6 protein-coding genes are annotated in these 12,758 nt (G+C 67.6%); all 6 read left to right on the top strand.

Annotation, left to right across the window (positions count from 1 at the left end; all coding sequences use genetic code 11):
* Positions 1 to 101 precede the first annotated feature (101 nt).
* The 6 genes from Q1X76_RS08315 (at position 102) to nifJ (ending at position 12,524) form a co-directional block, all read left to right on the top strand.
* Complete coding sequence (locus tag Q1X76_RS08315; RefSeq protein ID WP_300719203.1) at positions 102 to 1,940, top strand: SulP family inorganic anion transporter; 1,839 nt, start codon at positions 102 to 104, stop codon at positions 1,938 to 1,940.
* Positions 1,937 to 2,935, top strand: coding sequence for a tRNA-dihydrouridine synthase family protein (locus tag Q1X76_RS08310; protein ID WP_300719202.1), 999 nt, complete (start codon positions 1,937 to 1,939; stop codon positions 2,933 to 2,935). The genes Q1X76_RS08315 and Q1X76_RS08310 overlap by 4 nt, the downstream gene beginning before the upstream one ends.
* Before the next feature lie 253 nt (positions 2,936 to 3,188).
* Positions 3,189 to 4,064, top strand: a complete 876-nt coding sequence (gene ispH, locus Q1X76_RS08305) for a 4-hydroxy-3-methylbut-2-enyl diphosphate reductase (protein WP_300719201.1) — start codon at positions 3,189 to 3,191, stop codon at positions 4,062 to 4,064.
* A 418-nt stretch (positions 4,065 to 4,482) separates the two neighbouring features.
* On the top strand, positions 4,483 to 6,426 hold the full coding sequence (gene selB, locus Q1X76_RS08300) for a selenocysteine-specific translation elongation factor (protein WP_300719200.1): 1,944 nt from the start codon (positions 4,483 to 4,485) through the stop codon (positions 6,424 to 6,426).
* 320 nt (positions 6,427 to 6,746) lie between these two features.
* Positions 6,747 to 8,456 carry an FAD-dependent oxidoreductase gene (locus tag Q1X76_RS08295; RefSeq protein WP_300719199.1) on the top strand — a complete coding sequence of 570 codons (1,710 nt, stop codon included), beginning with the start codon at positions 6,747 to 6,749 and terminating at the stop codon, positions 8,454 to 8,456.
* A gap of 519 nt (positions 8,457 to 8,975) precedes the next feature.
* On the top strand, positions 8,976 to 12,524 hold the full coding sequence (gene nifJ, locus Q1X76_RS08290) for a pyruvate:ferredoxin (flavodoxin) oxidoreductase (RefSeq protein WP_300719198.1): 3,549 nt from the start codon (positions 8,976 to 8,978) through the stop codon (positions 12,522 to 12,524).
* Positions 12,525 to 12,758: the final 234 nt, after the last annotated feature.

The raw sequence follows: 12,758 nt of genomic DNA, 5'->3' as shown, positions 1-12,758 counted from the left end.
CGCCTGACGCCGGCAGCCGCCATGCCCGGCAAGGCCCTCGCGGCCATGATCTCGACCCCGCAGCGGGCCGCCCTGTCCACCTCCAATGTCCGGGAGCCGCCATGAACGCCGCCCGCATCTTCCCCTTCCTGAGCGAATTGCGCCGCTACAGCCTGCGCGACTTCCGCGCCGACGCCGTGGCCGCGCTCACCGTCACGCCCATGGCCGTCCCCCAGGCCATGGCCTATGCCCTCATCGCCGGCGTGCATCCGCAATACGGCATCTATGCCTGCATGCTGCCGGTCATCGTGGCCGCCCTCTGGGGCTCGGCCCGCTATCTGGCCGCCGGCCCCACCAACGCCATCTCCATGGTGCTCTTCACCACCGTCAGCACGGTCAGCATCGGCGGCGTCACCATCGCCAGCCTGCCCGAAGAGGCCCGCATGCCCTACATCTTCGGCATCGCCCTGCTCTGCGGCCTCATCCAGGTGGCCATGGGCCTCGCCCGCCTGGGCGAGCTGGCCAACTTCATCTCCCACTCGGTCATGGTGGGCTTCTCCGCCGGGGCGGCCCTGCTCATCGCCTCGGGCCAGCTCAAGACCGCCCTCGGCCTGCCCGCCGACAAGGCGCAGGGCTTCTTCCCCCAGATGGACCATGTGCTCCACAGCCTCGAGCAGACCGATGTCTGGTGCCTGCTGGTCTCCGGGGGCACCATCCTCCTGATCCTGCTCTTCAAACGCATCTCGCGCCGCTTCCCGGCCACGCTGGCGGCCCTGGTCATCATCTCCGCCGTCTCGGCCCTGCTGGGCCTGCACGAACAGGGCGTGCGCCTGGTGGGGGCCATCCCCAGCGTGGTGCCGCCCCTGTCCCTGCCCCCGGCCTTCGACATGGCCTCCATCCGCGACCTCTTCATGCCCGCCCTGGCCATCGCCCTGCTGGGCGCCGTGGAATCCCTGGCCATCGGCAAGCAGCTGGCGGGCATCCGCGGCGACCGCTTCGACGGCAGCCAAGAACTCATTGGCCAGGGGCTCGGCAACATGGCCGCGGGCCTCACCTCCGGCATCCCCGGCTGCGGCTCCTTCACCCGCAGCGCCCTGGTGGTCACCAGCGGCGGCCGCACCCGCATGGGCACCGTCTTTTCCGGCCTCCTGGCCCTGCCCATGCTCTTCGTCATGGCGCCCCTGGTCAGCTGGCTGCCCATGCCCGCCCTGGCCGCCGTGCTGCTGCTCATCTCGGTGAACATGATCGACATCCCGGCCATCCGCCTTTGCCTGCGCGCCACGCGCGTGGACCGCTGGGTCCTGCTCATCACCTTCGCCGCCGCCCTGCTCCTGGATCTGGAACGGGCCGTGTTCATCGGCGTGCTGCTCTCCCTGACCCTCTTCATCTATAAGGCCGCCCATCCCCGGGTGCGCCGCCTGCGCGCCACGGACCCGCTCATGCGCTACGCCCCGGCGCAGATGCCGGAAGGGCTGGTGGTCTATGTCATCGAAGGCACGCTCTTCTTCGGGGCCATCCACGAACTGGAACGCCAGCTCTATGAGGAGGACGACGCCCCGCCCCGGCTCATCGTCCTGCACCTGACCCGCGTCTTCTGGCTGGACGCCTCCGGCGCCCACGCCCTGGAACAGTTCCTTGAACGCTGCTACGCCCGCAGCGTGCCAGTGGTCCTGGTGCTGGGCAGCCGCAACGTGCGCGACATCCTCGGCCGCACCGGCGTCATCGACTGCCTGAGTGACGGCTTCGTGGCCGATACCCTGGCCGACGGCCTGCGCATCGGCGTGGACATCCTGGGCCGGGCCATCCGCTGCCATACCGGCTGCCCCGAGGAATCCTGCCCCCGACAGCCCTGCGCCTGCACGCCGCCGGACAGCCCCCGCAGCGTGGAGCAGCCGGCGCAGCAGCGCCTGCAACAGAGGCAGGCCGGCGCCCCCGCGCCCCGCCATACGGAGCCGCGATGATGCACAAAGCCTTCTTCCTGCCGGCATCCCCGGCCGATCCCGCCAGCCTGCCCTTCGACCGGGAGCACCCCTGGCTGGCGCCCCTGGCCGGCTACAGCGACCTGCCCTTCCGCCTGCTCTGCCGCGGCTACGGCGCGGCGGTCTGCGTGACCGAGATGGTCAGCGCCAAGGGCCTGGTCTACCGCAGCCCCGGCACCGGCGAGCTCCTGCAGAGCCTGCCCGAAGACCAGCCGCTGGTGGTGCAGCTCTTCGGGGCCGAGGCATCCTTCCTGCAACGCGCCGTGGAGCTGCTGCGCGATGCGGGCTACGGCTGGTTCGACCTCAATATGGGCTGCTCGGTGGCCAAGGTCCTCAAGCAGGGCGCCGGGGCCGCCATGCTGGGCGACGTGCCCAACGCCCTGGAGGTGGCCCGCGCCATGCTCCGGGCCGCCGGTCCCGGCCGGGTGGGCTTCAAGATCCGTCTGGGCCTGGACAGCCGGCGGCACGTCTGGCGCGACCTGGCCCTGCGCCTGCAGGACCTGGGCGCGGGCTGGATCACCCTGCACCCGCGCACGGCCCGGCAGGGCTTCGGCGGCGAGGCCGACCACGCGGTGCTGGCCGAACTCAAAAGCCTGCTGGACATCCCCCTCATCGCCAGCGGCGACCTGTTCAGCGCCCGGGACGGCCTGCGCGTGCTGGACCAGACCGGCGTGGATACGGTCATGTACGCCCGCGGGGCCATGCATGGTCCCGCCATCTTCGCCGACCATCTCCGCCTCTGCCGGGGCGAAGATCCCCAGCCGCCCACACCGGCCGCCCTGCGGGCCATGGTCCTGCGCCATATGGGACTGGCCCGGGAACTCTGCCCCGGCCGCGCCGCCCTCTGGAAGATGCGCAGCGTGGTGCCCCGCTATGTGCGCAGCCTGCCCGGCGTCAAGGCCCTGCGCCTCGAACTCTGCCGCTGTACCTCCTGGGAAGGCCTGTACGAACTGATGGACCGCTTCTTGCCGGGATAGGCCGGCATGGGCGCCGTTGAGGGGGAGAGGCCCTTTTGCCGCCGGCAAAAAGGGCCCCTCCCCCTCAAACTCCCCCACCCCCAACATCCGCCCACGGCGTCCCATGCTCCGCACGGGACGCCCGAAAAGAAGGCAGAAGGCCGCCCATCCGGGCGCTCTCCCGGCAAAGCGCCGGCGTCCGCCCTCCTCCCCCTTGACAGCGCCCCGCTCTCGCGGAACACTGCCGCAAACCATCTTTTCCCGGGAGAGGACTATGGACGTCATCCGCGCCAAGACCGCCGGTTTCTGCATGGGGGTCGGCCTGGCCCTGCAAAAACTGGACACCGCCCTGGAGCAGCCCTGCGCGGGCCGCATCTGCACCCTGGGGCCCATCATCCACAATCCCCAGGTACTGGCCGATTATGAGGCCCGGGGGGTCTTCTGCGCCCAGGAGCCCTCCCAGCTCCACGCCGACGACCGGGTCCTCATCCGCGCCCACGGCATCACCCGTCAGGTGGAAGAAGCCGTGCGCACCACCGGCGCGGAGGTGGTGGACGCCACCTGCCCCAAGGTCAAGCGGGCCCAGCTGGCCATCGAGCGGGCCACGCGGGGCGGGGCGGAGCTGCTGCTCTTCGGGGAGGCCGACCATCCCGAAGTGCGCGGTCTGGTCTCCTATGCCCACGGCCCGGCCCATGTTTTCGGCAGCCGCGACGAGCTGGCAGCACTGGCCGCTGACCCGCAGCGGGCCTATGTGCTGGCCTCCCAGACCACGCAGGACCGCTCCGTCTTCGAGCAGCTGGAACAGGAGCTGCGCGAGCGCCTGCCCCGGCTCGAGGTGCTGGCCACCATCTGCGACGCCACCCGCGAACGTCAGGAGGAAGCCCGCAGCATCGCCGCCCGGGTGGAAGCCATGGTGGTGGTGGGTGGCCGCCAGAGCGGCAATACCCGCCGTCTGGCCGACCTGGCGGCCCAGAGCGGCATCGCCACCTATCATATAGAACAGGCCGGGGAGTTGCGGGCCGAAGACTTCGCGCACAAGACCCGCGTGGGCCTCACGGCCGGCGCGTCCACGCCGCGCACGCTCATCGACGCCACCCAGGCCTGGCTGGAAGGCCTGCGGGACGGGGAGCGGCAGCCCGCCGCATCGTGAAAAAAAGGCTTTCTTCCGGGAGCACTGCGGCGGGGAAAAACCCCGTGTCGCACCGGCCGTCGCGAGCCCTTGGCGGACGCGGCTTTCCGGCCCCGCTCCCGGCAGACGCCGCGACGGGGCCTTTCCCGCGTGGCTGCCTGGCCGCCCGACGTCAGGGCATGCGCGCCCGCGCTGCGGCAAACTCTGTAACGATCGCGGCAGGATAGGGGACATCCTGCAGGATTTTGCCCGGATCGTGCCTTTTTTCACCCTGCAGCCCGTCTGCCGCCAAAGTCCTTCCCTGTCCGGCGCGGCTGTTTGCAAAGGCCCGCTCTCTGGCGTACACTGAAAACCAGTTCCGCACACGGGGCAGCTCCCGCTTCCCGGGGCCGCCGCACGGCATGCCTCAAGGGGCGCCCGTGTTTTTTCTGGGGGTAGAATGGCACTGATCCTGGGTACCGCCGGTCACATCGACCACGGCAAGACATCTCTGGTCCGCGCCCTGACGGGCATCGACTGCGACCGGCTGGAAGAAGAGAAGCGGCGCGGCATCACCATCGAACTGGGCTTCGCCTGGGTCTCCATGCCGGGCGGCGAACGCCTGGGCATCGTGGACGTGCCCGGGCACGAGCGCTTTGTGAAGAACATGGTGGCCGGCGCCGCCGGTGTGGACTTCGTCATGCTGGTCATCGCCGCCGACGAAGGCGTCATGCCCCAGACCCGCGAGCATCTGGAGATCTGCTCCCTGCTGGGCATCCGTCACGGCTTCGTGGCCCTGACCAAGGTGGACATGGTGGACGCCGACTGGCTGGAACTGGTCCAGGACGACATCAGGACCTTCCTGCAGGGCACCTTTCTGGAAGGCGCGCCCATCTTCCCGGTCTCGTCCAGCACGGGGCAGGGCATCCCGGCCCTGCGCGAGCACATCCTGACCTGCGCCGCCAGCCTGCCGCCCCGTCACGGTTCCGATATCTTCCGCCTGCCCGCGGACCGCGTGTTCACCATGAAGGGGCACGGCACGGTCATCACGGGCACGGTCATCTCCGGCGCGGTCAGCGAAGGGGACGAGCTCTGCTTCATGCCCGACGCCCTGCCCACCCGCGCCCGCGGCCTGCAGCGCCACGGCAGCAGCGTGGAGCTGGTGCGCGCCGGTGAGCGCTGCGCCGTCAACGTCCAGGGACTGGAAGTGACGGACATCCACCGGGGCAACACCCTCTGCCGCCCCGGCACCCTGTTCCCGTCCCGCCGCTGGCTGGTGCGCCTGCAGTGCCTCAAGTCCGCGCCGCGTCCCCTGCGCCAGCGCACCGAGGTCCACTTCCATCATGCCACGCAGGAATGCGCGGCCCGGGTGGTCTTTTTCGACCGCGACCGTCTGGCGCCCGGCGACACCTGCCTGGCCGAAGTGCGCTTTTCCTGCGACATGGTGGGCATCTTCGGCGATCACTGCGTGCTGCGCGCCTATTCGCCGCTGCGCACGGTGGCCGGCGGCACCATCGTCAGCCCCCTGCCGCCGCTGCTGCGCCGCAAGGACCCGGAATTCTCCAGCAAGCTGGACCTGCTGGCCCGCCTGCCCCAGCTGGCGTCCCCGGAATACATCGCCGCGCACACGGCCCTCGACCTGACCCGGGCCGCCCTGCACCTGAGCGGCAACGCGGGCGCCAGCCACAGCCAGTTGCAGGTCCTCACCGGCCAGAGCGGCCCCGCCCTGCAAAAGCAGCTGCTGCAGCTTTCCTCCCAGGGCGAGGCCATCTGCTGGCACAAGGAAAGCCGCCTCTGGATCGCCGGCCTGCATTTCGAGGCCCTGATCCGCGCCTGCCTGGCCCGGGCCGCCGCCCTGCACGCCAAGAACCCGCTCAAGCCCGCCCTGCCCAGCGGGGCCCTGTGCGCCGGCTGGGGCGACAAGTTGCCCCCGCGTCTGGTGGCCCGCGTGCTGGAAGCGGCCCAGAAGAAGGACCTGCTGGTGGCCGAAGGCGACGGCCTGCGTCTGGCCAGCCACAAAGTGACCCTGGCGTCCGATCAGGAGGGCCTGAGCCGCAAGCTGCTGGAAGCCCACGTCTCGGCCGGGCTGACCCCGCCCAACCTCAAGGACGTGCTGGAGGAACTGGGCGTGAGCAACAAGGAGGCCGCGCCCGTGCTGCGCCTGCTCTGCGAGCAGAAAAAGCTGGTGCGCGTCAGGGACGGCCTCTACTACGGCAGCGAGGCCCTGGACGCGATCCTGGACAAGGTGCGCCAGTGGTTCACCAGCCACGACGATCTGGACGTGGCCGGGCTCAAGGAGATCCTGGGCCTTTCGCGCAAATATCTCATCGCCCTGCTGGAATTCATGGACAGGGAAAAGATCACCGTCCGGGTGGGCGACACCCGGCAGTACCGGGGCCGCTAGTCCCGCCCCCGCCGGCAGGGGACAGCAGGGGCGGTCGCGCCTGTCCGCCGGCTGTTCCCGGACCGTCGCAGCGGCCCGCGGCCCGTATGGGCGCCCCGGCCGTCCGGGGCCTCTCCGGCGGCGATATCCGCCATGCGCGGCATCCGGCCGGGGCCCGCAGGTCCCGTGCTTTGGGCGTCCCGCGGTCCGGGTGCCTGCGGACCCGTGTCCCGCGACGCCCGCATCCCGCGCCGGGACGCGGCCCCTTTGCCCGCGGACGGCGCACGCTGCGCGGCGTCCGTCCCTTTCACACGCTAACGTCTCTACAAGGAGAGTGCATCATGGCACAGAAGATCCTGGTTATCGGCGGCGTGGCCCTGGGCCCCAAGGCGGCCTGCCGCTGCAAACGTCTGATGCCCGACGCCGAGATCACCCTGGTGGATGAAAACCTCTTCATCTCCTACGGCGGCTGCGGCATCCCCTATTATGTGTCCGGCGAGGTCAACAACCTCGACGACCTGCGCGCCACGCCCTACCATACCGTGCGCGATCCCGAATTCTTCCGTACCATGAAGGGCATCACCGTGCGCAACCAGACCCGCGCCCTGGCCATCGACCGCGCGGCCAGGACCCTGCTGGTGCGCAACGTGGTCACCGGCCAGGAAGAGAAGCTGCCCTACGACAAGCTGGTGCTGGCCACCGGCGCCACGCCGCGCCTGCCTCCGGTGGAAGGCCATGACCTCAAGAACGTCCTGACCCTCACCCGTCTGGAAGCCGCCGACGCCATCCGCAAGGCCTGCGAACACGGCCAGGTCAACGAGGCCGTCATCGTGGGCGGCGGCTTCATCGGTCTGGAAGCGGCCGTGGCCCTGGCCGACATGTGGGGCGTCAAGGTCAGCGTGGTGGAGATGATGGACCAGATGCTGCCCGGCGTGCTCTCCCACAATATGGGCAAGATGGCCGCCCACGACTGCGAGGCCCACGGCCTGTCCGTCTATACCTCCGAAAAGGTGGTCAGGCTGGAAGGCAAGGACGGCGCTGTCTGCACGGTCGTCACCGACAAGCGCGAGCTGCCCGCCCAGCTGGTGATCTTTGCCGCCGGTTTCCTGCCCAACGGCCAGCTGGCCAGGAACGCCGGTCTGGAAGTGGCCCCCTTCGGCGCCATCGTGGTCAATGAAAAGATGCAGACCAGCGATCCCGACATCTACGCCGGCGGCGACTGCGTGGCCATCAGGAACCTCATCACCGGCAAGCCGGGCTATCTGCCCCTGGGCAGTATGGCCAACCGCCAGGGCCGCGTCATCGGCACCAACCTGGCCGGCGGCGAGGCCATCTTCCCCGGCTTCGTGGGCACCTGGGCCGTCAAGCTGTTCGACATGTCCTTCTGCGGCGCGGGCCTGACCGTGGAGCGCGCCCGCCGGGAAGGCTATGACGCCCTCTCCGTGGCCGTGGAACAGCTGGACCGCGCCCACTTCTATCCTGAAAAGAACATGATGAGCCTGGAACTGGTGTTTGACCGGAGCAACCGCCGCGTGCTGGGCATCCAGGGCGCCTGCACCGCCGGTGACGCCCTCAAGGCCCGCGTGGACGCCGTGGCCGCCGTGCTGCAGTACGCCGCGCCCACCGTGGACGACATCTCCAACCTGGAGATCTCCTACGCGCCGCCCTTCGCCTCGGCCATGGACGTGGTCAACGTGGTGGGCAACGTGGCCGACAACGTGCTGGCCGGCCGGGTGAAGCCCGTCACCGCCGAGGAGTTCCTGGACCTGTGGAACAAGCGCGCCGAGAACAATGTCTTCTTCATCGACGCCCGTCCCGCCAAGGCCGGTCAGGCCGTGCAGGCCGTGCATCCCGAATGGCACTCCATCTCGCTGGAAGAGCTGCCCGGCCGCGTCGATGAAGTGCCCAGGGACCGCCCCGTGGCCCTGATCTGCAATACCGGCCTGCGCGCCTATGACAGCGTGCTGATCCTGGCCCGCAACGGCATCACCGATGTGGTCAATGCCTCCGGCGGCATGCAGGCCGTACTCAAGACCGGCGGCAAGATCTAGTCCGCCCGTCCGCCATGCCTTCCTGGAGGGGCCCCCGCAAGGGGGCCCCTTTCTTATGATGGGGGGGAGCAGGGCCGGGACCCCGCGCAGCCGGCCGGCCTGCGGCGCGCCGCCATGCGGCCTTATTTGCATAACATATTTCATAAAATTCCCGTAGTTGCCTTTTGTCGTCCTTTTTAGTAGGCAGCCAGAAGAAAGACCAAGGCCGCGACAGGCGCCCGACCCCGCAAAAAACGGGGAACAATCAGCCAACTGCCTTGTTTTGATGGAAAAAATGCGAAAATATTTTTTTTCACAACCAGGGCATATTAGACTGTTCAAACAAACAATTTTGTGGTAGGGCTCATCCATCGCCAACAGGGCTCGGTCCCGGCCATTTTTGCGGACTTTTTTCCTGCCGCCCCGTCTTCCCGCGGCGGCGACGATGGGCCCCTCCCTGCTCGCGACAAGGCGCCGGTGCGCCGGTGCATCCCTTACGGAAAAACATGCGTGTCGAAACAGATGCGCAAGGAGGAACAGATGGCGAAAATGAAAACCATGGACGGCAATAACGCCACCGCGTATATTGCCTACGCTCTGTCGGACACGGCAGCCATTTACCCCATCACCCCTTCGTCCGTCATGGGCGAAGTCATGGACGAAATGGCCGCCAAGGGCTGCAAGAACCTCATGGGCCAGACCGTGACCGTGCGTGAAATGCAGTCCGAAGCCGGCGCCGCCGGTGCCGTGCACGGCATGCTGGCCGCCGGTTCCCTGACCAGCACCTACACCGCTTCCCAGGGCCTGCTGCTCATGATCCCCAACATGTACAAGATCGCCGGCGAACTGCTGCCCGGCGTCTTCCATGTTTCGGCCCGCGCCCTGGCTTCCCATGCCCTGTCCATCTTCGGCGACCATCAGGACGTCATGGCCTGTCGCCAGACCGGTTTTGCCTTCCTCTGCTCCTCCTCGGTGCAGGAATGCATGGACCTGGCCCTGGTGGCCCACCTGTCCGCCCTGGATGCCAGCGTGCCCTTCTGCCACTTCTTCGACGGTTTCCGCACCTCCCACGAAGTGCAGAAGATCGAGACCATCGACTACGAAGACATCCGCAAACTGGTGCCCTGGGACAAGGTCGAAGAGTTCCGCGCCAATGCCATGAACCCGGAACATCCCCATATCCGCGGCACCGCCCAGAACCCCGACATCTTCTTCCAGAACCGCGAAGCCTGCAACCTCTACTATGACGCCGTGCCCGGCATCGTGCTGGAAAACATGAAGAAAGTGGCCGCCATCACCGGCCGCAAGCATCGCCTGTTCGACTATGTGGGCCATCCCGAAGCCGACCGCGTGATCATCAGCATGGGTTCCTCCTGTGAAGTCATCCAGGAAACCGTCAACTACCTGAACGAACGCGGCCAGCGCGTGGGCCTGGTCAAGGTGCATCTGTTCCGTCCCTTCTCGGCCGAACACCTGCTGCAGGCCATCCCCGCCACCGCCACCACCATCACCGTCCTCGACCGCACCAAGGAACCCGGTTCCCTGGGCGAGCCCCTGTACCAGGACGTGTGCACCGCCTTCATGGAAAAGGGCGAAGCTCCCACCATCGTGGGCGGCCGTTACGGTCTGGGCTCCAAGGACTTCACCCCCGGCATGGCCAAGGCCGTGTTCGACAACATGCTGGGCCTGGCTCCCAAGAACCACTTCACCGTGGGCATCAATGACGACGTGACCAACCTGAGCCTCGACGTCGAAGAAGAGATCGACACCGTGCCCGCCGGCACCGTGCAGTGCAAGTTCTTCGGTCTGGGCGCCGACGGCACCGTGGGCGCCAACAAGCAGGCCGTCAAGATCATCGGCGACAACACCGACATGTACGCCCAGGCCTACTTCGCCTACGACTCCAAGAAGTCCGGCGGCTTCACCGTGTCGCACCTGCGCTTCGGCAAGAGCCCCATCCAGTCGTCCTACCTCATCACCCAGGCCGACTACATCGCCTGCCACAAGGCCGCCTACGTCACCCAGTACGACATCCTGGACGGCATCAAGGACGGCGGCACCTTCGTGCTGAACTCCAACTGGTCGCTGGAAGACATGGAAAAGCACCTGCCTGCCTCCATGAAGCGCACCATCGCCCGCAAGCACCTGAAGTTCTTCAATGTCGACGCCGTCGCCGTGGCCCAGGAAGTGGGTCTGGGCGGCCGCATCAACATGATCATGCAGACCGCCTTCTTCAAGCTGGCCAACGTCATCGACTTCGACAAGGCCGTGGCCCTGCTCAAGGAATCCATCAAGAAGACCTACGGCATGAAGGGCGACAAGATCGTCAACATGAACATCGCCGCCGTGGACAAGGGCATGGACGCCCTGGTCGAGATCAAATACCCCGAATCCTGGGCTGATGCCACCGAAGGCGCCGAAGTCTGCCACTGCGGCGACGACGACTACATCGCCGGCGTGGTGCGTCCCATCCTGGGCCAGCGCGGCGACAAGCTGCCCGTGTCCGCCATGGAACCCGCGGGCATCATGCCCCTGGGCACCGCCGCCTGCGAAAAGCGCGGCGTGGCCATCAACGTGCCCGAATGGGTGGCCGAAAACTGCATCCAGTGCTGCCAGTGCTCCTTCGTCTGCCCCCACGCCGCCATCCGCCCCGTGGTCGCCAATGACGACGAACTGGACGGCGCTCCCGAAAGCTTCGTGACCGTGCCCGCCAAGGGCAAGGAACTGACCGGCATGAAGTTCCGCATGCAGGTCTACGCCGAAGACTGCCTGGGCTGCGGCTCCTGCGTGGAAGTCTGCCCCACCAAGCCTGAAAAGCGCGCCCTGTCCATGAAGCCCCTGGATACCCAGATCGACGCCCAGGTGGCCAACCTGGCCTTCGCCGAAGCCAACGTCTCCATCAAGGACGACCTCATGGCCCGCGACACCGTCAAGGGTTCCCAGCTGCAGCAGCCCCTGCATGAGTTCTCCGGCGCCTGCGCCGGCTGCGGTGAGACCCCCTACGTCAAGGTGCTCACCCAGCTGTTCGGCGAACGCATGATCATCGCCAACGCCACCGGCTGCTCCTCCATCTGGGGCGCCTCCTCGCCCACCACGCCCTACACCACCAACAAGGACGGCTTCGGTCCCGCCTGGGGCAACAGCCTCTTTGAAGACGCCGCCGAATTCGGCTGCGGTATCGGTCTGGGCTACAAGCAGCGCCGCGCCGCCCTGGCCCTGGCCGTGCAGGAAGCCCTGGCCACCGAAGGCGTGGACGACGAACTGAAGGCCTCCCTGCAGGGCTGGCTGGACAACAAGGAAGACGCCGAAGGCTCCCGCAAGTACGGCGAAGAGATCCTGGACAACCTGGACAGCCTCTCCGAAGCCAACCACGCCCTGGCCCACAAGCTGTGGGATATGGGCGACCTCTTCACCAAGAAGAGCGTCTGGATCTTCGGCGGCGACGGCTGGGCCTATGACATCGGTTACGGCGGTCTGGACCACGTCCTGGCTTCCGGCGACGACATCAACGTCCTGGTGATGGATACCGAAGTGTACTCCAACACCGGCGGCCAGGCCTCCAAGTCCACCCCGCTGGGCGCCATCGCCCAGTTCGCCGCTGCCGGCAAGCGCATCGGCAAGAAGGACCTGGGCCGCATGGCCATGAGCTACGGCTATGTGTATGTGGCCTCCATCGCCATGGGCGCCGACAAGCAGCAGGTGCTCAAGGCCTTCCGCGAAGCCGAAGCCTACAAGGGCCCCTCGCTGATCATCGCCTACGCCCCCTGCATCAACCAGGGCATCCGCAAGGGCATGGGCAAGAGCCAGGAAGAAGAAAAGCTGGCCGTGCAGACCGGCTACTGGCCCCTGTACCGCTACAATCCCGAACTGGCCAAGGAAGGCAAGAATCCCTTCCAGCTGGATTACACCAAGGATCCCAACGGCGAACTGCAGGCCTTCCTGGCCGGCGAGACCCGTTTCGCCGCCCTGGACAAGAAGGATCCCGAAGTGTCCAAGCAGCTCAAGGCCGAACTGGACAAGGCCTACAACGAACGTCACGCGCTGTACAAGCAGCTGGCCAGCCTGCCCCATCCCGGCAGCGAGAACTAAGCCGGCATACGCTGAATGACTGAAGGGGCGCGGCCGCAACGGCCGCGCCCCGATTATCTGGAGCGCAGGGGCAGCCTGCGCGACCCGGCGGCAGCCGCCGGGGACGCGCCCGCGGGAAGCACGATCCGCACCACCATATTTCCGCCCGCAAGGGCAGCGGCCTGCGGGCCGCGGCGCCTGACGCGCCACCCCTGAACCCGCGCTTGGGAGTTTCGGGCCCACGAAACTCCAGAC

It is taken from the genome of uncultured Desulfovibrio sp. (assembly GCF_949282365.1).
Classification (GTDB): Bacteria; Desulfobacterota; Desulfovibrionia; order Desulfovibrionales; family Desulfovibrionaceae; genus Desulfovibrio.
This window is presented reverse-complemented; position numbering and strand designations above follow the sequence as displayed.